This window comes from Nocardiopsis alba DSM 43377 (genome assembly GCF_000341225.1).
Classification (GTDB): Bacteria; Actinomycetota; Actinomycetes; order Streptosporangiales; family Streptosporangiaceae; genus Nocardiopsis; species Nocardiopsis alba.
In genome coordinates this window covers 249,879-271,432 of the sequence record NZ_ANAC01000011.1, presented here as the reverse complement: position 1 = coordinate 271,432, position 21,554 = coordinate 249,879, and the positions used below count along the sequence as shown (strand labels likewise).

Below are 21,554 nucleotides of genomic sequence, written 5' to 3'. Positions count from 1 at the left end.
CGGAAAACACGAGAACTCGTGACTTTGGTCCGGAATCCCCAGGTCAGGACTTCGCATCGACCATCGGGGAGAAAGGGGCGAACCTCTGGGGGCAGGGCGGGGACACCTCCATCGTTCCTCTCGGCCTCGGGAGAGCGCGGAAGCCGGCCGCTCCCAGACGCCAGGTCGCACGAACGGCACGGGCCGAGCAGATCAGGACGGAAAGGTCCAAGGGGTCAGGTGCCCCAGCAGCAGCCCCACGCTCATGGCCAGGGCATAGCCGGCCGGTTTCCAGCCCATGCGACGAGGCTTGCGATGACCGGCCGGACGCCGCCGAGGTGGAGTGGAACAGGACGTATACGCACGTGCTGGACCACTCCTGACCGGCGCGGTCATCCAGTCCGGCAGTTCCCCGTAACGCAGGCGATGTTCCACTCGGGGGTTACCGCGCATCTGGGAGAGCATCACCCGTTCTCGCCGGGCCCGGTCCTCGGAAAGCCCCGGCTCGTCGGTCGGCGAAGGGACATCGTGCTTCGGACGGTTGAACCGATGGCCTCGGGGCGCGTTCAGAACACTGCGCAGGTTGCCCGACATGCTCATGACGGTCACGAGAGTCCTCCGCACGTACAGGCGCGAGTGGCGTAGGTGAACTCCGCCCACAGCGCCGTGATCGGCCCATCCGAAGTGGTGGGGTCCGTCCAACGCCGGATCCCCCACTCAGTGGCGAGGTTGTGGATCATCGACAGACCCCGTCCGGGTTCCGCCCTCTCCCAGCTCTCCAACGAGCATCGGGCGGAAGCCCTCGACGGTCGGCTCACGAGGTGGTCGCCCGATACCGAGAGCCGAAGGGTGGTCTCCCTTCCCATGACGATCGGCGTGGAGAGCATGCGGAATACCGACCCGCCGGAACAGCGAGAACGCGGGTGGGAGACCGTGTGGGCGAAAGCCTCGCTCGCGCAGAGCTCGATGTCGTCGCGGATCTCCCGGGGCAGGCCCATGAGCGTGGACAGGTCGGCTCGAATATCGGAGCGGAATCGGGGACAGGTAGAGGCGTCTCCGGGATAGCGGCGGATCGCCCATCGCCGTCCCGGGTAGGCGGGGGCAGGGGTTCGAGGCACAATGGACACGTCGGCAACTCCTTGTTCAAGGGGTCGGTTGTCGACCGGCCTCGGTGGGTGCGGCTACACCCCCGAGGCCTTTCGCATGTCGAGCGAGTACGCCCTCGGACTGCGAGAGGTCGATGTGACGACGATAGAAACTTATGGCATAACCGTCAACACATATGCCATAAGTTTCTCGGGTTCCCGCCTCGATGCGTGTGGGGAGCCCGGCCTACCCCCGCGCTACGGTGAGACGCGAGTACACACAGTCGGAAGGGACACTCTGGATGAGCACCCTCGAACCGCCCCGTGCGCGGTACAAACAGGTGGCCGCGCTGTTGCGCGACGCCATCCGGAGGGGTGACTACACGCCTGGCACGACTCTGCCCAGCCAGCCAGAGCTCGCCCGGACCTACGGACTCAACCAGAGCTCCATCAGCCGGGCCATGTCCATGCTTCAAGCCGAAGGTTGGATCCGAACCGAACACGGTCGTGGATCCGTCGTGCTGGAAGTGCCGACCGTGAAACGTGTTCGAAGGATCGATCGGGACCATCGGACTTCGCGCAGCGGCAGTTCCTACGCGGAGGAGATCGCCGAGTCCGGTATGTCCCCTCGAACCGAACTCGTGTACTGGGGCGAAGAGACGCCTCCCGAAAGGATCGCCGAGGTTCTTCGGCTCGGTCCGGAGGACACCGTGCTGATGCGCAAGCGTCACATGTTCGCCGACGACAAGCCAGTACAAATGGTGATCTCCCACATACCCATGAGCGTCGCCGGAAGCACCGACATCGCCATGCCCGACACGGGGCCGAGCGGCATGTACGAACGCTTGGCCCGACTCGGCTTCGGACCCGTGCGGTTCTGTGAGGACATCGAAGTACGGGGAGCGTCCTCCGAAGAGTCCGCCTTCCTCGACATCGCTCAAGGACAGCCCGTCTTCCAGGTCCTACGCACCGCCTTCGATTCCGAAGACCGCCCGGTGGAGGCCTGCCTCAACATCCTCGCCGCTCTACGTTGGCGTCTCACCTATAGCTGGGAGCAGCAGCGATGAGCGATGCCGCCCTCCACAGTGTCAGCGTCAGTGGGATCGTGCTCCGCCCCGAGGACGGGAAGGTGCTCGTCATCCAGCGTGCCGACGACGGACGGTGGGTCCCTCCTGGTGGGGTTCTGGAACTGGCGGAGACACCGGAACAGTGCGCGGTGCGTGAGGTACGGGAGGAGACCGGCGTCGAGATCCGGCCGTTGAAGCTGACCGGTGTCTACAAGAACATGAAGCTCGGTGTGGTCTCTCTGGCTCTGTTGTGCGAACCGATCGGCGGCCACGCTCGACCCTCCGACGAGGCGTTGAACGTCTCCTGGCTCGACCCCGATGAGGCGATCCGAGCGGCACCGGAGGCTCGTGGCATCCGTATCACCGATGCTCTCTCCGGCGACGGCCCTTTCATCCGTGTGCACGATGGGACGCATCTACTCATGTAGAGGGCGGGCGGGGCCGCGGAGGATCCGGCCCCGCCCTGGAGCGGTCTACTCGTCGAGGTGTTTGTCGACCCAGGCATCGAGGGGACGGCCCTGGATGGCCGCCGCCATGAGCTCCGGGAACATGTCCGGAGTGCAGGCGAACGCCGGCACGCCCAGCTCCGCGAGGGCCGCCGCGTTGCGGCGGTCGTAGAACGGCGCGCCCTCGTCGGACAGCGCCAGCAGGACGACCACCTGCACGCCCGCGGACTTCATGGCCGAGACCCGCTTGAGCATCTCCGCGCGGACCCCGCCCTCGTAGAGGTCGCTGATCAGGACGAAGATCGAGTCCTGAGGCCGGTCGATCAGCCCCTGGCTGTAGGCGATCGCCTTGTTGATGTTGGTCCCGCCGCCCAGCTGGGTGCCGAACAGCACCTCTACGGGGTCGGTGAGCTGGTCGGTCAGGTCGACGACGGCGGTGTCGAAGACGACCAGGGAGGTCTTGAGCGTGCGCATCGAGGCGAGTACCGCCCCGAAGACGCTCGCGTAGACCACCGAGGAGGCCATGGAGCCGCTCTGGTCGATGGCCAGCACCACGTCCTTCTGCACCCCTCGACTACGGCGCCCGTGCCCGATGAGGGTCTGTGGGATCACCGTGCGGTGCTCGGGCAGGTAGTGCGCGAGGTTACGGCGGATCGTGGCGTTCCAGTCGATGTCGGAGACGCGACGCGGTCGGTGGGTCTTGGTCGAGCGGTCGATCGCCCCGCCGATCTCCGAGCGGGTCTTCTGCGCCACCCGCTTCTCCAGGTCCTCGACGACCTTGCGCACGATCTCCCGAGCGGTCTCACGTGCCTCGGCCGGCATCACCCGGTTGAGGGAGAGCAGGGTGCCGACCAGATGCACGTCGGGTTCGACGGCCTCCATCATCTCGGGCTCGAGCAACAGTTGGCCGAGCCCCAGCCGTTCCATGGCGTCGGTCTGCATCACCCGGACGACGGACGTGGGGAAGTACTCGCGGATGTCGCCCAACCATCGGGCCACACGGGGCGCGGATCCACTGAGGTCGGCCCCCCGTTCACCATCGCCCACCCCGCTGCCGGTGGTCCGGGAGCCGCGGTTGTACAGGGCCGCGAGGGTCGAGTCCATCGCCTGGTCGCTCCCGCTCAGGGTGGCGCAGTCGGCGTCCCCGCCCAGGACCAGACGCCAGCGTCGGGCCCGTTCGGTGTGGCCGACCTCGGTGGTGGCGTTCACGCGCCGCTCCTTTCGAGCAGTCCCAGTACGGCGGCGACCGCCGGAGCGGCCCGCCTCTCGTCCACGGGTCGTCGTTCCCGGACTCGAGTACCGCCGCCGGTGTCGAGCCTGGTCACGGCGGTACCGATCTCCTGACGTTCGCCTCCCCCGAAGGCCCCGAAGGTACGGCGCAACAGCGGCAGGATCGCGACGAATCGCTCCTCGGAGAGCCCCAGGAGCCAGGTGTCGATCAGACCCAGCAGTCGGTCGTCGTGCACCAGGATCAGCCCGCTTCCCTGAAGGAAGCCCTCCAGCCAGGCGACCGCCCGGGTGGGTTCGACGCCCGGGGACATCACCAGCCCCAGGCGTCGACGCAGTTCCTCGGCGTCGACCCGCCCGGCGTCGGTGAGGATGCGATTGACCCGACCGGCGATCCGCCCGGGCACGTTCTCCCGTACGGCCAGGTCGGCGAGGGTGTCGAGCCATTCGGTCAGGTCGTCGCCGAGCAGGGTGGCGGCGCCGTTGGTCTCGTCGATCGCCTGGACGAAGCGGCCCGCGGCGTCGTCGTCCAGTCCGCGTACCGCGCCGACCAGACCGATCCGTACACGGGTCAGGATCTCGCGGGCGACGGAGCGCAGGTGGCCGCCGTCGGTTCCGCGCACGTCGCCGTAGCGGGTGGAGCGGGCCAGCGGGGGCAGCGCCGACATCAGGTGGGTGATGTCGGCGTCGGTGGCCGCCCGATCGGTGAGCCGGGCGAGCACCTCCGGCAGGGCCTCGCCGAGATCGGCGAACAGGCACTGTTCGGTGAGCTTGGTGAGGGTGGGCAGTTCGGCCGCCTCGGCGATCTCCACCGTGCGCGCGACCGCGGCGGAGGAGACGGTGGTGCCCCACCGCGCGGCCTCGATGAGGGCGACGTCCATCTCGGGGTGCCAGCGCAGTCGCCAGCTCTCCCGGAAGGTGCCCCGGCCTCCGCCTCCGTGCGGGGTCGGGATCCCCCACTCGACCCCGAGCAGGCGGAGTCGGTGCAGCAGCACGCTACGTGCTCGGTGGCTCTCCTTGCGCAGGTCCAGGTCGAGGTCGCGTTCGAAGGCCTCGGGCTTGAGGCGCAGCCTCTTCTGTTCGGCGATGAGGTCGCGCTGGAGCGGCACCATCGGGGTCTCCGGCGGCACCGACCCGAGTCGTTCCCCGATCGCCATCCGGCCGTGCACCAGGGCGGCGCGTGTCCCCTCGCCCTCGCACAGGACCGCGGTGACCGCCTCGGAGACCTCGTCGAGTCCGGCGAGCGGGCGCCCGCGCAGCACGGAGAGGGTCTCGGCCAGCCGCACGCCCTCGATGACGTGGGAGGAGGACACCTGCTGCCCCTCCTCCCTCAGCAGCCGGGCGGCCTCGGTCAGCCACCGGTGCACCGGACGATCCGGAGCGGTGAACAGGTGGTGGTACCAGCCCGGGGAGGTCACCCCGGCCCCGTATCCGCCGGCGGACGCCAGACGTCCGTGGGTCCACGGCACCCAGGTCGCCGCCGTCTTCACCTTGGGCAGCCCCTTGAGCAGGGCGACGTCGTCCTTGACCTTGTAGTCCGCCAGGTCGCGCAGGGCCGGGGCGTGCCAGGCTCCGCAGACCACGGCGATCCGCTCGTGCCCCTGTCGGAGCGCGGCGCGCAGGGTCTGACGCATGTGGGCCTCGCGGCGCGCCTCACGGCCGGTGGCGGGCCCGGCCTCGGCCCGGACGGCCGCCATGGCGTCGGCGATCGCGGGGAAGGGAGAGGGCTCCCCGTCTCCACGCTGTTCGACGACGTCGTCCCACCAGCGTTCGGCGTCGTCGTAGCCGGCCGCCGCGGCGAGCACTCCGAGGGGGTCGATCCGTTCCCGGGGGGGTTCGGTCTCCTCCTGTTCCTCTTCCTCTCCGTCGGTCGTCTCGGCCGCGGCGAGCCGTTCGGCGAGGGTGTGGGAGGCGGGCAGGTCGCAGAAACGCACCGGCACGCCGTTCTCGTGGGCGTGGCGCAGGGCCGCCCACTCGGGCGAGAAGCTCGCGAACGGCCAGAACGCCCATCCGTCCGTGGAGCGTCGGCGCGCGGCCTCGGCCGCCTCGGCGTCCCGTTCGGCGTCCTTGCCCTTCGCCTTGGGCGTGTCGGCCAGGTGCACCAGCAGTGCCACCGGCGGTTCGAGGCCGCCGACCAGGGAGGTCAGGGCGTCGGCCTCGGGCGGTCCCTCGATCAGGACCAGGTCGGGCTCGATCTCGTCCAGGGCGGCCACCACGGCCCGGGCCGAACCCGGACCGTGGTGGCGGACTCCCAGGACACTCACCTTGGAGGTGTCCGTACGGGACGATCCCATCAGGCGCCCACCTCACGGCAGGCACGGTAGAAGTCGGTCCAACCCTCGCGCTCGCGGGCGACGGTCTCCAGGTACTCGCGCCACACGACCCCGTCGGCGACCCGGTCCTGGACGACGGCGCCCTGAATGCCGGCGGCGACATCGGCCGGTCGCAGGATCCCGTCGCCGAAGTGCGCGGCCAGGGCGATCCCGTTGGTGATCACCGAGATCGCCTCGGCGGTGCTCAGGGTGCCGCTGGGGGACTTGAGCTTCGTGCCGTTGTCCTCGGTGACTCCGGAGCGCAGCTCGCGGAAGACGGTCACGACGCGCTGGATCTCGGTGAGGCTGGTCGGCACCTCGGGCAGTTCCAGGGAACGGCCGAGCTGCTCGACCCGCTGGGTGACGATGCGCACCTCGTCCTCGGCGCTGTCCGGCACCGGCAGCACCACGGTGTTGAAGCGGCGGCGCAGCGCGCTGGACAGGTCGTTGACGCCCCGGTCGCGGTCGTTCGCGGTGGCGATGATGTTGAAGCCACGCTGTGCCTGGACCTCGATGCCGAGCTCGGCGACGGGCAGGGCCTTCTCCGACAGGACGGTGATGAGTCCGTCCTGCACGTCGGAGGGCATGCGGGTGAGCTCCTCGATGCGCCCGATGGACCCGCGGGCCATCGCGGTCATGACGGGGCTGGGCACGAGGGCGGCCTCGGAGGGGCCCTCGGCGAGCAGCCGGGCGTAGTTCCACCCGTACCGGACCGCCTCCTCGGAGGTACCGGCGGTGCCCTGGACGAGCAGGGTGGAGTCACCGGCGATGGCGGCGGCCAGGTGCTCGGACAGCCAGGTCTTGGCGGTTCCGGGGACACCGATGAGCAGCAGGGCGCGGTCGGTGGCCAGGGTGGCGACGGCGACCTCCACGACCCGGCGCGAGCCGATGTACTTGGGGGTGATCTCGGTGCCGTCGTCGAGGGTGGCGCCCAGCAGGTACCGCGTGACCGCCCACGGGGACAGCTTCCAGCCCGGGGGACGCGTGCGGTCGTCGACCTCGGCCAACGCCTTCAGTTCGGCTGCGTAGGTCTGTTCGGCGTGGGGGCGCAGAGCGGTACCGGCCCGGGCGGCGGACTCGGTGCCGGCGGGGGAGGCTTCGATGGTGGTCAACTAGAGCTCCTTGTGCATGTCTTGGCGAAGGCGGAGGGTCTCGCGGAGGCGGAAGTAGACGTCGGCCTCCTTCTCGTACGGCGCCTGCTCCGGGAGGAGCGCCAGGTGTTCGGGGGGCATGTGGGCGGCGATGGTCTCGTAGAGCAGCCGGTGGCCGCGTACTCGGCGCCGTTCGGTGGTCCGGGCCGTCCATCGGGCCACGCCCTCGGACAGCCCGGGTGTCCAGGGGGCGTCGATGGCGAGGAGCAGCCGGCCCAGGGCCTCGGGGTAGGTGATCCCTTCCAGGAGGGCGAGGACCCGGTCGCAGCGTTCGGCCGCCGGGAGCGGAGCGAAGAGTACGCGCAGACGCTGCCGTCCCCGTCCGTCGGCGTCGTCGCCCGCCACGGCGGCCAGGCCGATCTCGGGGTCGTCGAGTACCGCGCGGGACCAGTCGGCGTCCCCTCGCAGACAGACGGCGTCGACGAGCGCGTCCCTCGTCTCGGGGTGGGCCGCGGCCAGGGCCAGGACCCCCGCCGGGTCGGTGTCGAGCCGTTCGGTCCACACGTCCAAGGGGGTGTGGACGATCAGGACCTGGACGCGTTCCCGGCGCTCTCTCGGGCTCTCCCTCGTCTCCGTCGGCACGGCCAGGGCGAGGTCGCGGAACAACCCGGTCTCCGAGGCCTCCGGGGTGTCGACCTCGAACACCCACGAGGTGTCGCGATCGACTCTCAGCCGACGCCGCAGATGGTCGCGGAGCCGATGGGCGTGGGCGCTGTCGGGCAGGCGGGAGAGGAGGGCCAGGGCGCGGCCTCGGACACCGGCGCCGCGGTCGTCCAGCGCCGTCTCCAGCAGAGGTTCGTCGTCCGGCCCTAGATGGGGTTCGAGGGCGTCGAGGAGGGTCTGCCGGACCTCGGCCTTGGACTCTCCGGGCCAGGCCTCGGCGAGCAGGGTCCCGGCCGTGGCCGGGTCCTGGGCCCTCAGCGCGAGCAGGGTCCTGCGACGCTCTTCCGGCCCACCGGCCTTCCAGGTCTCCTCGTCGAAGGTGTCGCCCGGCAGGGGTTCTGCCGTCACGAACGACCAGACCGGGTTGAGTCCGGCCAGCCAGGCGCCCCGGGGGCCCGCGGCGGCGGCCACCGCGGGGCGCAGAACCGCGGTGCGGTAGGCGCGGTCGAGCAGGTCGGGAAGCCGCTCGTAGGGGACGCCTCGTCCGGAGCGGGCCGCCAGCTCCAACCATTCGGGCAGAAGGTCGGGGTGGGAGGACAGGACGAGGTCGAGGAGTCGGGCCGCCGTGTCGCCGACCCTGGGCCGAGGGTCGGGCGCGTCGGGAGCGATGGGGGTGGCGGCGTGCGCCGTGTACCCGGCCTGCCGGCGGATCGTGTCCAGGGCGGCCAGGTCGAGCAGGGCCTCGGCGTCCTCGTCGCGAGCGGGCATGCCGGCCACGGTGGCGACCGAGCGTCGGGTGGTGCCGATCAGGGCGGTGGAGACCAGGTGTTCCCAGTCGGGGGTCTCGGGAGCGGGGTTCACAGGACGGTCGCCTTTCCGTCTTCGTCCCACAGGGTCATGGGGGTCAATCCGGTCCTGGGGGACCATTCGGCGGCCACGGTGGCGGGACGCCCTCCGGTGACCGCGAGGTGGCTCCACAACGTGGCGGTGTCCATGGGCAGCGCGGCCCCGTTCCGATCCGCCAGATACCAGCGCTCCTCTCGGGCGGGCGCGGCGGCCTCCAGCACGACCGGCCACGCCTCCAGCCACGGATCCGCGGCCAGGGCGAGGGCGTAGGAGTCCAGAGCGGCCTCCACGTCCCCTCCCTCGGGGCACGAGACGGGGCGCTCGGTCATGGCGTCGGTCCGGACCGCTCGGAGACCGTCGGGGTGGAAGGCGAGCTCTCCCTCGACCTCGATACCCCCTCGGAAGGGGGGCTCCGGGCTCTCCCCGGGACGGAAGAAGGTGAGGGTCAGGGCCCACCGGTCGCTCTCCGCCCCGCGCAGCCAGGTCCGGAGAAGACGCATGCCGTCGGGGGTGAGCCCCTCGCGGTGACCCAGGACCCGCCAGGTGTCCTTCACCCGCTCACCGGATGACAGGACCTCCTCGGTACGGGTGCTGATACCCACGCGTGAGCGCAGCACCGCCCGGGTCCGCTCGTCGACGCCGTCCCTGGAGAGGTAGCCGTCGACCAGCAGATGGAGCAGGCCGAGTCGTTCCAGCACACGGTCGGGCCAGTGCTCGCCGCCGCCCCGCTGGGGCAGCATGGTGACCAGACCGGCCGCGCCTCCGGCCTTGGCGTCCACCAGCCGTTTGGCCATCCGGTCCCAGTGGCCGTACTCCAGTCGGGGCACCTCGGCCAGGCCGCTGTCGACCTGGTCGTTCAGCCACACGCGCAGTTCCTCGATCCCCGCGGCGACCGTCTCCTCCCTGGCCCGCAGGGTGGCGGCGGCCTTCTCCGGGTCGACGGGGGTGGCCGCGGCCACGGCCGCGCGCTGTTTCCGCGCCGCCCTTCCGGAGAGCCAGGAGTTGACCCATTCGGGCTTTTCGTCCCTCTTTTCGACCTCTCCTCCACTCCACAGAGCGAGGAGGGCCAGAACGTGTTTGCAGGGAATCTTCCGGCTGGGGCAACTGCATTTATAGGCGGGCCCCTCACCGCCGTCCAGATGTACGGCTGCCAGGTACGGTTTGGACCCGCTCCCTTTACACTCACCCCACACGGCGGAGGTCCCGCCGCCGTCGGCGGCGACCGTTCCGCACTCGGGCCAGAAACCGGGCCGGGCCACCTTGAGTGCCGCCTTGTGTGATGAGGAATCCGGGGCCAGAGCCCACACCTCGTCGGTAGTCCATCGATCGCTCACACAGACGACACTAGAGGGCACCACCGACATTCCGGCGGTTCGCGGACCGCCCCCGCACACCTCTTCCGACGACCTTTCGCGGGCGCTCCGACCGGCGAGGTCTCGACGTCCGCGCCACCCACCCCGTCCCGCCCGGTACGCCGTACGCCGCCCGTCACCGTCCGTGGGCGTCGAAGCGTCGGACGTCACGGCCGCCCCCGATCGTCCCGGAAAACGGAGATATCACCACAGAGGCCGAGAAGAACATACTTGTAACACGGCGACCCATAATGCAATCACGATAAATGAATGTCTGAATTGCTGAACGACCCTCATTAACTTAGAATGAGCCACCCTCGGCCGCATATCCCTACACGAACGCACAACCGAACATCAGAGGCCGGTTCAACCCCGTTTCCCCCTTCACATCACCATGGCATCACCTCGTCTTCTCGAAGGGAGCGAAGCGGACCACGAATCCTCATTCCGGTAGTCCGCGCACCCGTATGACCACCACCCGAAACGACGGCGAGACCCCCGCGTCCGTCTCCGGTTGCCCCGCCGACATCACCCGCCTGTACGGGAACTCTCCGCCCGGCGGCCGCGACGACCTGTGGAAGCGCCTGCGCGAACGACACGGCCCCGTCGCACCGGTCGAACTCGAACCCGGTGTTCGCGCCTGGCTGCTGCTCGACTACCAGGAGAACCTCACCCTCCTCCAACAGCCGCACCTGTTCTCCCGGGACACCCGCCGTTGGCGCGAGGCCATCGAAGGCCGCGTCGATCTGGCCAAGACCCTCCCGATGATGTCCTGGCTCCCCAACGCCCTCTACGCGGACGGCGCCGAGCACACTCGACTGCGCGCCCCGATCATGGACGGCCTGGCCAAGGTCGACATGACCGCGACGGCCCGCATGGTGCGCCAGATCGCCGACGAACTGGTCGACGCGTTCGTGGCCCGGGGCAGCGCCGACCTGATCGGCGAATACGCCTCCCCACTGCCGACCCTGGTGATCAACCGGCTCTTCGGCCTGCCCGACAGCTACGGGCACATGCTCGGCGACCTCACCACCTCCGTGTTCGGCGAGGACGCCGAACGCGCCGAGGAGGCGGTCGCCCGCATGCAGCAGTACTTCGCCGGTCTGGTGGCGCGCAAGGCCGACAAGCCCGGGCCCGACCTGGCGAGCCGAATGCTCGAACACCCGTCGGGCCTGTCCCCGAACGAGGTCGCCTACCAGGCGGCTCTCATCATCAGCGCGGGCCACATGCCCACCACCCACCTCGTCGGCAACGCCATGCGCACCCTGCTCACCGACGAGGTCATCCGCGCCGCCCACGCCGACGCGCGTCTGCCCACGCACGATCTCCTGGACCACGTGATGTGGACCAACACCCCGCTCCAGGTCCTGGCGGGACGGATCGCGCTCCGGGACGTGCGGATCGGCGAGACCCAGATCCGCGCGGGCGACGCCCTGCTGCTGGCGATCGACGCGGCGCACCGCGACCTGACCCTGCGACGCGGGCAGACCGCGCCCGACACCGGCCTGGCCGCCGGAAGCCGCGCCCACCTGGCGTTCGGCGCGGGTCCGCACAGCTGCCCCTCGCGCGACCTGGCCAGAATGATGGCCTCGATCGGGGTCTCCGTACTCCAGGAGCGCCTGCACGGCCTGCGGTCGGCGGTGCCCCCGGAGGAGCTGCGCCTGATGCCCTCCCCGTTCCTGAGGGGACTGCGCGAGCTTCCGGTCACCTTCCAGCCCGACACACCGAAGGGCGCTCCCGGGCCCCTGACCCAGGAGATGGAGCCGGTCCAGGCCGTGGCGGAGGAGGAGACCCCTCCGGAGGACCTGCTCGGACGACTGTTGAGCTGGTGGCGCGGCCTGCGCGGCTGACCCCGGCGCCCACCGGCCCTTGAGGACCGGTGCTCACGGCGAACGCCCCCGTACCGGGGCCGTGTTCGCGATACGAACGGGGCGAACCGGAAGGATCCCGGTCCCCCGACACCGAACCCTCCTTCGACGAGGGCCCTGACCCACGACGGCCGCGCCGTCCGTGGACCACCGCCGTCCGAGCCGGAGGAAGACCCCGCTCCGAAACCCTCTTCCCCTCCCGTTCCCCGCCGCCGACCGGACATCGAGGACCAGGGTCGACAGACGGGCGCGCACTCGCCGCCCGGGGAGAAGGGAAGAGGGGCCTTTCGGAAGGCCCCACGTGCTCGCCCTGGTGAACGAGGACCCTTGTGAGAGAGGGGAGAATTCGAAAGCCCGGTGTGGAAGGCGTTTCCTTCGACCTGGAACACGTCCCCGAAGAAACGTGATGACGATCACCACCGCTTTCCCATCCTCCTCCGATCCGCCTTTCGTCACCCCTTTTCCGGAGGATCACGCTCCGACGCTGCACGGACACCTCATCGATGAATGCGGCAGACGCGACATACAACTCTCTGGATAGCTTTTTCTTCTCTTCTGGACACTGTCGTGGCCTCTCGGCACGGGATATCCAGTGCGGGACACCCCAGGACGGAACGGCAGAGAGGACCCGCATGAAGAACCACTCCCTGACCGCGGTCGACCACCGTGCCCCGGTCGAGGCCGCGGACCGACCCCTCACCTTCGGTGTGGAGGAGGAGTTCTTCGTCGTCGATCCGCGCACCCGCCGGATCCTGTCCCGAGCCCCCGACGTCCTGGCCCGCGCACGCGGCCTCACCGACCGGCTGTGCGGGGAGTTCACCGACGCCCAGGTCGAGGCCAACAGCCCCGTGTGCGCCACCGCGGAGGACGCCCGCGACTTCCTGACCGCCGCCCGCGAGGAGCTGCGTCGGGCGGCCGACGAGGTCGGGCTGGCCGTGGCCGCCACCGGAACACCGATCCTCGGCGACCCCGCGTCGGCCCGGGTCAGCAAGGGCAGGAGGTACTCCGACATCTCCGCCCGCTTCGGCACCCTGCGCGAATCCCACGTGGTGTGCGGCTGTCATGTTCACGTGGGCATCCCCGACCGGTCCACGGCCGTGTCCGTCAGCGATCACCTGCGCCGTTGGCTCCCGTTCCTGGTGGCGCTCTCCGCCAACTCCCCCTTCCACGACGGCCACGACAGCGGCCACGCCAGCTGGCGAACGGTCACCTGGAACCGGCTCCCCTCGGCCGGACCGCCCCCGCTGTTGCGTTCTCTGAGCGAACACGAACGCGCGGTCCACGAACTGTCCGACACCGGGGCGATCCTCGACCGCCACATGGTCTACTGGGACATCCGCCTCTCCGACCACCTGCCCACTCTGGAGATCCGGGTCGGCGACGTGGCCGCGACCGCCGAGGAGGCCCTGCTCTTCGCCACCCTCGCCCGCGGTCTGGTCGGCCGGGCCCTGATCGAGGTCGGGGACGGTGCCCCGGCCCCCGATATCTCGGGCCAGACCCTGCGCGCCGCCGTCTGGCGGGCCGCCAGGGACGGACTGGAGGGGTTGATCCCCGACCCGTTGACCGGCGAGACCCTCCCCGCCGCCACCGCGATGGAGCGGCTGCGTCGGGCCGCCTTACCCGGTTTGGCGCTCACCGGGGACACCGACCTCGTCTCCGAACTGCTCGAACGGGTTCTGGCCGTGGGTTCGGGCGCCGCCCGCCAGCGTGCCGTGTACGCCGAACGGGGGCGGATGAGCGACGTCGTGGACCATGTGCTCGCCCAGACCCGGGAAGGGCTGGCGGCCGCCCCCCGTCGCGGACGTCCCCTCCTCTGAGACTCGGGACGCCCGAGGGGCGAAGACCCGCCGGCCCCGGGCTTCGAGGGTCGTCGGCGGCCCGGCCCGGGGCGGGCCCCCTCCACGCCCGCCCCGGGTCCGTCCCTAGGAGGCGACGCCGTTCTCCGAGAGAGCGGCGTCCAGCTCCGCACGAGTGGGCGGGTCGGCCCCTTCACGGGTGACCGTACGCGCCGCCGCCGTGGCGGCGTGGGTCAGCAGGGAGACCAGATCGCCCTCGGTCAGCCCCGAGAGCCGTGCGCGCGGGTCCTCCCCCAGACGTCCGTCCAGGTCGAGGCGGTGCAGCAGGGCGCCCATGAACGAATCGCCGGCACCCACCGTGTCCACCACGTCCACCACGGGAGCGGGCACCGAGGCCGACACCCCGTGCGAGAGGGCGAAGGCGCCCTTCCCGCCCAGGGTGACCACGACCAGAGCCGGACCCAGGGCCGCCAAGGCCTCGGCCGCCTTCTCCGGGGAGCGGTCCGGGTAGAGGAAGTCCAGGTCCTCGTCGCTGGCCTTGACCACGTGCGCCCGGGCGACGTGCCGCAGGACCAGGGACCTGGCGGTCTCCGGATCGCCGATCACCTCACGCCGGATGTTGGGGTCGAGGGAGACCGTCACCCGTCCCCGAGAGTGCTCCCGGCTCAACAGCCCCTCGATGAGGGCCGCGCCCGGCTCCCGGAACAGGGCGATCGAGGCCGCGTGCAGGGCCACGACCTCGACGTCCAGTTCCCTCGGCAGTTCCTCGGCGCGCCAACGCCAGTCGGCGGCGTCGTCCATGCGGAAGTCGTACACGGCGGCCCCGTCCGCGCCCAGGGTCGCCAACGCCAACGCCGAGGGCTCCTCGGCGTCGATCAGACCGGCCGGGTCCAGCCCCTCGGACAGCAGTCGCTCACGGATCATGGCGCCGAACCCGTCGGAGCCGATCCGGGCGAGCAGCCGGGTGGGGATCCCCAAGCGGGCCGTGGCGACCGCCGTGTTCGCCGGCCCCCCGCCGGGAGAGGCCTTGAGGGTGCCCGGACCCCGCCCCGCGGGCAGCAGGTCCATGACGTTCTCCCCGATCACCACGAGGCGGGGCGAGGCCCCCTGTCGGTCGCTCATGTGTGCTTCCTGTTCCGTCCGTCGGCCGGCAGCGCGGCCGCGATCGAGGTGGACAGGCCGATCTGCGGCAGGAGAACGGCCTGATAGGGGTGGTAGACGTCGGGTTTGCCCGCCCACACCGAGGCGGCCGGGTTCCCGTCCGGATCCAGTTCGTGTCGCCAGCCGCCGTGTTCACGGTCGACGTGGAACCGGTCGGCATAGGCCCACCAGCGTTCCAGATGTTCGCCGTAGGAGGCCTTCCCGGTCCTCTGACCCAGGGTCCAGGCGGTCATGGCGGCCTCGGCGATCACCCAGTGCATGCGCTGACGCACCACCGGACGGTCCTCCCAGTCCAGGGTGTAGACGAAGCCGTCGGTGCCGTCGGTGGCCCACCCGCGCCGTACGGCGTTGTCGAAGAGGAGTTCGGCGTCGGTGAGCGCCCAACCCGGCACCGGCTCCCCCGCTCGCTCCAACGCCTTCTCCAGATGGACGAGCAGACGGGCCCATTCCAGCAGGTGGCCGGTGGTGCTGCCGAACGGCCGGAAGGGGTGGTCCGGACGATCGCGGTTGTAGTCCGGAAGCGGTTCCCAGTCGGGGGTGAAGTGCTCGGGAAGCCGCCAGTCGTGGGCGGCGGCGACACCATGGATCAGACGCTCGGCGATGGCGGCGGCCCTGCGGACCCACCGTGTGTCACCGGTGACGTCTGCCGCGGCGAGGAAGGCCTCCACACAGTGCATGGCGCTGTTGGCCCCGCGGTAGGACTCGGTGGTGCTCCAGTCGGCGTCCCAGCTCTCGCGGACGCAGTCGGCCGAGGGCTCCCAGAAGTACTCCTCGATCACCCCGAGGGCCTCGTCGAGCAGCTCCCGGGCCCCCGGACGCCCCGCGTGCGCGGCGCTCGCCGCCGCGAGGACCACGAAGGAGTGCGGGTAGGCGGCCTTCCCCGGAAGGGTTCCGGAGCGCTCTCGTACGCTCGCGGCCCCGCCCTCGGGGACCTCGTCGAACCAGCCCCCCGCCTCGGCGTCGCGTAGCGGCCCGGTCAGGGCGGCCACCCCGTGGTCCGCCAGAGCCGCCGCGTCCGCGTCTCCTCGCAGATGCGCCAGCGAGAACACATGCGTCATCCGAGCGGTGATCCAGGTGGCGGTCGGCCTCCCCGCCTCCACCCCGCCCCGCGCGTCCAAGTGGCCGAACCCGTCGGGGACCACGGACCCGGCGGCGAAGCGGACCAGACTCCGCTCCTGCTCCTCCAACCATGCGGCCCCACCCGGAACCGGGCGTGTCGATGCGCTCAAACCAGTGCCTCCTCGGGGGTCGTTCAGCGCGTAACGCTATCCCCCGCCGGCCGCCCCGGGAAAGCCCTCACGGCGCCGTCTCGGATCCCGATCGGGTAGACCCTCGAAAAACCGGTCGCCCGACGCCGACCGGGCCGGCAGGATCCTTGCGACCGAGCGGCGCGAACCGAGGAGGCCACATGCCCCAGCAGGAACGGCCGGACCGGGAGGAGACCGCGGCCGCCCCGCCGCTCGCGCGGGATCCGCTCCCCCTTCGAGGGAGGACGGCGCTCGTCACCGGCGCGGGACGGCGCGGCGGCATCGGCTACGCGGTGGCGCGGCGACTGGCCGCCTACGGGGCCTCCGTCATGCTCCACCACTTCCGTCCGCACGACGAGGCACAACCCTGGGGCGGGGACGACATCGACGCGGTGGTCGAGGGGGTACGTTCGGTCCTGGCCTGCCCCGAGACCGGGGTGGAGCAGATCGAGGCCGACATGGCCGACCCCCGGACCCCCGAACGGGTGGTCGAGGCGACCATCGCCGAGTTCGGGCACCTGGACATCCTGGTCGCCAACCACGCGCGCAGCGGAGGGGACGGCTCTCTGGCCGAGGTCACCGCCGAGATGCTCGACGGACACTGGGCCGTGGACGCCCGATCGCCGCTGCTCCTGGCCAAGGCCTTCGCCGAACACCACGACGGTCGCCCGGGTGGTCGGGTGCTGTTCATGACGTCGGGACAGTCGCACGGCCCCATGCCCGGCGAGGTCGCCTACGCCTCCGCCAAGGGCGCTCTGGCGCAGATCACCCCCACCATCGCCGCCGAGTTGGGGCCGAGGGGCATCACCGTCAACACGGTCAACCCCGGACCGGTGCAGACCGGCTACATCGAGGGCGACCTGCTGGAACGGGTGGTGCCCATGTTCGCTCTGGGACGTTTGGGAGAGCCGGACGATCCGGCTCGTCTGCTGTCCTGGCTGGCCACCGACGAGGCCGCGTGGATCACCGGTCAGGTGATCAGCTCCGAGGGCGGCTTCCGGTTCACCTGAGCGGTCGGAGCCACGGGTGTTCGTGCGGTCCCCGATCGGCGGCGTTGCAGGTCCACCGGATGTGCTCGGCCACGGTGAGGGGGTCGTCCGCCATCGGGATGTGACCGACCCCCAACATCGACACCATGCGCGCGTTGGGCACGCGCTGATGGGCGTGTTCGGCGCTGGAGGGCAACAGGGTCCGGTCGCGGTCGCCCCAGGCGATCGTGACCGGACAGCCGATCGGGCGGGCGGAGAAGTCGTAGTCGGCGATCTTGGGCACCATGCGCACGTACGGGGCTCCGGGTTCGAGCCCCTGGACACCGAAACGGGTCGCCTTGGCCTCGGGCGAGGAGGGGTCCCCCCGCAACGCGATCCGGGCCGCCGCGCGCGCCGGCGGTGTGTCGGCCAGACGCTCCTTGAGCGGCATGGGAAGCCGGGTCGCCAGGTTGGCGACCATCCCCACGGTGCGCATGCCCCAGCGGGCGAGGGTGTCGGAGAAACCGGCCGGGGAGAAGACCGTGACCGATCCGGCCACCCCTTGGACGCCCAGTTCCAGCGCGATCGAGCCGCCCAGGGAGTTGCCCGCCAGGTGGGGGCGCTCGATGCCGTGCAGTTCGCAGAAGTCGCGCACGACCCGCACGAGGCTGTACACGTCGTAGTGCTCCTTGGGCCCGGGGGCCGGGGACTCCCCGAACCCCGGCAGGTCGAGGGAGAACACCTCGTAGTCGTCGACCAGCCGGGGCGATACCGACCGCCAGCTCTGTCTCCGGTCACCCAGCCCGTGCAGCAGAACGACCGGGCGGCCGTTGCCGTGCCGCTCGAAGGCGATGCGTCCGGGGTCCATCAACCCTGTCTACCCCCTGCCGTCCGCAACGCCACTCGACGTTGGGACGAAACTGAACAAAAGGTGACCTTCGCTTGACCCGGGATCACACTCCGAGCGGAACCCGGGCCCGTCGCCGAGGCGCCGCCGTCAGCAGCAGACCCACCACGATGGCCGACAGACCGAACACCGGCGCGGAACCGAAGCCGAGCCCGGTCACCGTCAGGGTCAGCAGTCCCCCGCCGAGCAGCGCGGCCGCGATCAGCACCCTCGGCAGACCCGGGTCCCCGCTGAGCACCCGAGGCGGTTCCTCGAAGCGCACGGCCCAGTGGGCCAGCGGAAGGATCAGGGGCACCAGGACCACCAGTCCCAGCACTCCCCACAGCAGCCACAGGCCGGTCATCGGCTCAGGGGTATCGATACCCAGTCCGAACACCACCACACCGGCGACCACGCTGATCGGCAGCATGTGCCACAGGTACACCGTCATCAACTGAGGACACACACGGTCCAGCATCCGGGCCGGTCCGGGACGATTCGACCAGGCGACGATCAGGTCGCGGAGCAGCACCGCCACCCCGATCTGCACCGCTCCCAGAGCCGCGAGGACCAGGGTCGGCGGGGCCACGTTCGAGGTCTCGGCCGCGAACACCCCGGTCATGTTCAACGAGTAGGGGCCGAACGCGGCCAGGGCCAGAGCGGCCACGGCCCCGGTCGCCGCCAGACCGAGCGCGTGCGGGCGCCCGATCGCACCCGTCACGTAACGGAGACCCAACTGGTGCACGCCCAGCCAGACGAAGGCGATGTTCAGGTAGCCGAACCACTCCACACCGAAGTTGAAGCGGACCGTGTCCACCACCACGGCGCCCGCGAGCAGCGCCGCCGGAACCCACCAACCGAACCGTTCCTGCGCGGCGACCAACAGCGGGGTCGCCATGACCACCAGCACGTACACCGCCAGGAACCACAGCACCATGCCCGCCGCGCCCGCGCCGACCAGGACCGGCTGGGCCGGGGCGCCGCCCAGGACCGCCAGGTGGCAGGCGAGGATCCACACCACCGCCAAGGGCACGACCGGCCAGGCCAGCCGGCGCAACCGCTTGGCCCACCAGATCCGGGCCGGAACCCCCCGCTTCGAGGCCGCCCGCCAACTGATCAGATTGGCCGCGCCGCCCACGAAGAAGATCAACGGCATGACCTGGGAGATCCAGGTCAACGCGAACCCGCCGTCGGAGCTGAGCACACTGCCCGCGGCCAGTTCGCCCTGGGTCTGCACGCTCAACACCGGCAACCACCAGTGCTGGACGACCACCAGGGCCATGACGAACAGGCGGAGCACGTCGAGGAAACGGTCCCGGGCGGGCTTCGAGTGGGCGGCGGGCTCCACGGCCGGGGCCGCGGAGGAGGTGGGCGGCCGGTCTCCCACGGGGTCGACGGTCACGGTCATCGGCGGTCGCTCCTTGGTCATCCCGAGAGCGAACGGCCGCGCGAGGGCGCCTTCGGTCACTCCGAACGGGAACAGAAGTGTCGACACGTCCCCGTGTTCCCCGGGGATCGGGACCACGAGTGGCAATCGATGACGCGTCGTCGATCATGACCCTAGGCGTGACGGCCGTTCGGCCGCGATGGCGCAGGATCCCCTCCCGAAGGGTGGCCGGCCCACCTTGGTGGGGTAGTGCCGGCACCACCATCTACTCGGAGGGGCGAGTGACGGGAGGGCTTGGTGTGCAAGGTACCGGATGCGGTGCTCCCCCCGGAACCGGGAAGCCGGCACACCCGGTCTCCCACAGCGGCCCCGGGGGTGTGACGGGTGCGCGGTCTCCTACTCCGGCCACGGGGGGGTTGCCCGTTCGGGCGCCGGCGGGGTTCTGGAGGTGCCGCAGGTGGGGTCGCGAGGAACGAGTGACCCCACCGAAGGTGCCGAAGGTTCCCGCCTCCCTTGGCGCCCGAACACGCGCCGAAGCGAAGCGGAGGCGCAAAGCAAACACTTTCGGACCCCGACCACAGCAGGGAGTAACCCGCACCCGCCATCCCACCTCAACCCCCAGGGGGCGCCCGAACCGCTCAGGGCGCGGTGGGCAGGGCCCGCTTGTGGGCGGTGACGCGGTAGCGGTCGATGAGCGCTCGGGCGACCTCGTCGTCGACGGGGCGGCCCTCCAGGAAGGCGTCGATCTGGTCGTAGGTGACGCCGAGCGCCTCCTCGTCCGGCTTCTGGGGGCTGAGCGTCTCCAGGTCGGCGGTGGGCACCTTGTTCACCAGGTCGTCCGGGGCGCCCAGGGTGGCGGCGACGGCCCGCACCCTGCCCTTGGTGAGGCCGCTCAACGGGATGACGTCCACGCCTCCGTCGCCGTACTTGGTGAAGAAGCCGGTGATCGCCTCGGCGGCGTGGTCGGTGCCGACCACCAGCCCGCGGAACCCGCCGGAGACCGCGTACTGGGCGATCATCCGCTGGCGGGCCTTGACGTTGCCGATGACGAAGTCCTCGGCTGCGTGGTCGGTGTAGGTCATGCCGCCCTCGGTCAGGGCGGCCGCCATGGCGTCGGTGGCGGGGCGCACGTCGACGGTCAGGCACCGGTCGGGGGCGACGAAGTCGACGGAGCGGGCGGCGTCCTCCTCGTCCTTCTGTGTCCCGTAGGGCAGGCGCATGGCCACGAACTCGGCCTCGTATCCGGCCTCGCGGGCCCGGTCGACGGCCAGGCGGCACAGGCGTCCCGCCGTGAGCGAGTCGACGCCGCCGCTGATGCCCAGGACCAGGGCACGGGACCGGGAGGCGACGAGCTGATCGGTGAGGAAGGAGACGCGACGCTCGATCTCCGCGGCGACGTCGAAGTCGGCGGTCACACCGAGGTCGCGGATGATCTCATCGCGGGCCCGGCTCTGTTCGGTGTCGCTCACGTGCGCTCCCTCTGTGTACTGCGTGTGCCCCTCCGATTATCGCCTGCCCTGGTCGGTGGGGTGCTACGGCCGTGTGAACTCTACGCTCCCGCCCCGCCGTCGTCCCGCTCAGGGGTCGGGGCTCCAGCGTCGGACGAAACGTTCGTAGTCGACCACCACCCCGTCCCCGTCGACGGAGATCCGGTACTCGCCGTGGAGGGGGTCGCGGTAGGTGTACAGCTCCAGCCCGTTCTCGGCGTGATGGCGGGTGTAGCGCTGACGGACCCGGCGGATCCGCAATGAGGGGATGTCGATCCACACCACCGCGATATCGCGGTGTTCGCCGGGGCGAAGGCCCAGGCGGCGGATGGGGAGGGTGTTGGTGAGGGGGGTGGCGGCGATGTCGACGTCGAGGCAGCCGACCAGCTCTCGCAGTTCGCCGCCCTTCCCGTCGCTCCAGTGGCCGCCCTGGGCTTGGAGGGTGACCGTCTCGGTGCCCGCCGCGGACAGCACCTCGGCGTGGACCCGTGTGGTCGCCCAGGCCAGGTCGGTCCACACGGTGAAGCGGGTGAGGAAGCGTTCCTCCCGTGCGAAGACGGTCTCCCCCGCCTCCAGCCGGAAACCGTCCGGTTCGGGAAGGAGCGTGCCGATCCCCATCCCTTCCGGAACGTCCGTGCGGGCCCACGCTGTCGGGTGTTGCGGCGGTGACGACATGTCACCGTTCT

The 21,554-nt window shown here is 70.7% G+C and carries 18 protein-coding genes; 5 read left to right on the top strand and 13 right to left on the bottom strand.

Annotation, left to right across the window (positions count from 1 at the left end; translation table 11 throughout):
- Nucleotides 1–192: 192 nt before the first annotated feature.
- Complete coding sequence (locus D451_RS28405; RefSeq protein WP_193789609.1) at nucleotides 193–588, bottom strand: hypothetical protein; 396 nt, start codon at nucleotides 586–588, stop codon at nucleotides 193–195.
- On the bottom strand, nucleotides 585–1,097 hold the full coding sequence (locus D451_RS0110995) for an ATP-binding protein (RefSeq protein WP_275040952.1): 513 nt from the start codon (nucleotides 1,095–1,097) through the stop codon (nucleotides 585–587). The genes D451_RS28405 and D451_RS0110995 overlap by 4 nt, the downstream gene beginning before the upstream one ends.
- Before the next feature lie 269 nt (nucleotides 1,098–1,366).
- Between D451_RS0110995 and D451_RS0110990 the strand changes: the two genes are divergently transcribed.
- Together D451_RS0110990 and D451_RS0110985 are read left to right on the top strand one after the other, a co-directional pair.
- The gene (locus tag D451_RS0110990; protein ID WP_017534432.1) at nucleotides 1,367–2,131 is read left to right on the top strand and encodes a GntR family transcriptional regulator; all 765 of its coding nucleotides are present in this window, start codon (nucleotides 1,367–1,369) and stop codon (nucleotides 2,129–2,131) included.
- The gene (locus tag D451_RS0110985; protein WP_017534431.1) at nucleotides 2,128–2,559 is read left to right on the top strand and encodes an NUDIX hydrolase; all 432 of its coding nucleotides are present in this window, start codon (nucleotides 2,128–2,130) and stop codon (nucleotides 2,557–2,559) included. The genes D451_RS0110990 and D451_RS0110985 overlap by 4 nt, the downstream gene beginning before the upstream one ends.
- Before the next feature lie 45 nt (nucleotides 2,560–2,604).
- Here the strand turns inward: D451_RS0110985 and D451_RS0110980 are convergent, their stop codons facing one another.
- From D451_RS0110980 to D451_RS26410, 5 genes are read right to left on the bottom strand one after another with little or no spacing between them, the layout of a single operon-like run.
- Entirely contained in the window at nucleotides 2,605–3,786 is a 1,182-nt protein-coding gene (locus tag D451_RS0110980) for a VWA domain-containing protein (protein ID WP_017534430.1), read from the bottom strand.
- On the bottom strand, nucleotides 3,783–6,098 hold the full coding sequence (locus D451_RS0110975; protein ID WP_017534429.1) for a DUF5682 family protein: 2,316 nt from the start codon (nucleotides 6,096–6,098) through the stop codon (nucleotides 3,783–3,785). The genes D451_RS0110980 and D451_RS0110975 overlap by 4 nt, the downstream gene beginning before the upstream one ends.
- Entirely contained in the window at nucleotides 6,098–7,228 is a 1,131-nt protein-coding gene (locus D451_RS0110970; protein ID WP_017534428.1) for an ATP-binding protein, read from the bottom strand. Before D451_RS0110970 ends, D451_RS0110975 begins: the two co-directional genes overlap by 1 nt.
- Nucleotides 7,229–8,731 (bottom strand): DUF5691 domain-containing protein, encoded by a 1,503-nt coding sequence (locus tag D451_RS0110965; protein ID WP_017534427.1) that lies wholly within the window; start codon nucleotides 8,729–8,731, stop codon nucleotides 7,229–7,231. It abuts the gene before it with no gap.
- A complete protein-coding gene (locus D451_RS26410; protein WP_026124988.1) occupies nucleotides 8,728–9,975 on the bottom strand; it encodes an SWIM zinc finger family protein in 1,248 nt (415 codons plus the stop codon). Before D451_RS26410 ends, D451_RS0110965 begins: the two co-directional genes overlap by 4 nt.
- Nucleotides 9,976–10,535: 560 nt before the next feature.
- Here D451_RS26410 and D451_RS0110955 point away from each other — a divergent pair.
- Nucleotides 10,536–11,918, top strand: a complete 1,383-nt coding sequence (locus tag D451_RS0110955) for a cytochrome P450 family protein (RefSeq protein WP_017534426.1) — start codon at nucleotides 10,536–10,538, stop codon at nucleotides 11,916–11,918.
- A gap of 650 nt (nucleotides 11,919–12,568) precedes the next feature.
- Nucleotides 12,569–13,753 carry a carboxylate-amine ligase gene (locus D451_RS0110950; RefSeq protein WP_017534425.1) on the top strand — a complete coding sequence of 395 codons (1,185 nt, stop codon included), beginning with the start codon at nucleotides 12,569–12,571 and terminating at the stop codon, nucleotides 13,751–13,753.
- A 105-nt stretch (nucleotides 13,754–13,858) separates the two neighbouring features.
- Here the strand turns inward: D451_RS0110950 and D451_RS0110945 are convergent, their stop codons facing one another.
- Entirely contained in the window at nucleotides 13,859–14,854 is a 996-nt protein-coding gene (locus tag D451_RS0110945) for a carbohydrate kinase family protein (protein WP_017534424.1), read from the bottom strand.
- A complete protein-coding gene (locus tag D451_RS0110940) occupies nucleotides 14,851–16,122 on the bottom strand; it encodes an AGE family epimerase/isomerase (protein WP_026124987.1) in 1,272 nt (423 codons plus the stop codon). The genes D451_RS0110945 and D451_RS0110940 overlap by 4 nt, the downstream gene beginning before the upstream one ends.
- A 179-nt stretch (nucleotides 16,123–16,301) precedes the next feature.
- Here D451_RS0110940 and D451_RS0110935 point away from each other — a divergent pair, with 179 nt between their 5' ends.
- On the top strand, nucleotides 16,302–17,150 hold the full coding sequence (locus tag D451_RS0110935; protein ID WP_017534422.1) for an SDR family oxidoreductase: 849 nt from the start codon (nucleotides 16,302–16,304) through the stop codon (nucleotides 17,148–17,150).
- On the opposite strand, the gene D451_RS0110930 is transcribed toward D451_RS0110935, so the two are convergent.
- The 4 genes from D451_RS0110930 to D451_RS0110915 all read right to left on the bottom strand — a co-directional run bounded on the left by D451_RS0110930 (nucleotide 17,143) and on the right by D451_RS0110915 (nucleotide 21,543).
- Nucleotides 17,143–17,976 carry an alpha/beta fold hydrolase gene (locus D451_RS0110930; RefSeq protein WP_014909098.1) on the bottom strand — a complete coding sequence of 278 codons (834 nt, stop codon included), beginning with the start codon at nucleotides 17,974–17,976 and terminating at the stop codon, nucleotides 17,143–17,145. The two genes, D451_RS0110935 and D451_RS0110930, sit on opposite strands and share 8 nt — an antisense overlap.
- Nucleotides 17,977–18,061: 85 nt before the next feature.
- Nucleotides 18,062–19,402 (bottom strand): acyltransferase family protein, encoded by a 1,341-nt coding sequence (locus tag D451_RS0110925; protein ID WP_026124986.1) that lies wholly within the window; start codon nucleotides 19,400–19,402, stop codon nucleotides 18,062–18,064.
- Between the two features lie 617 nt (nucleotides 19,403–20,019).
- The gene (gene nadE / locus D451_RS0110920) at nucleotides 20,020–20,850 is read right to left on the bottom strand and encodes an ammonia-dependent NAD(+) synthetase (RefSeq protein ID WP_017534421.1); all 831 of its coding nucleotides are present in this window, start codon (nucleotides 20,848–20,850) and stop codon (nucleotides 20,020–20,022) included.
- 108 nt (nucleotides 20,851–20,958) lie between these two features.
- A complete protein-coding gene (locus D451_RS0110915; protein WP_026124985.1) occupies nucleotides 20,959–21,543 on the bottom strand; it encodes a putative glycolipid-binding domain-containing protein in 585 nt (194 codons plus the stop codon).
- Nucleotides 21,544–21,554 lie beyond the last annotated feature (11 nt).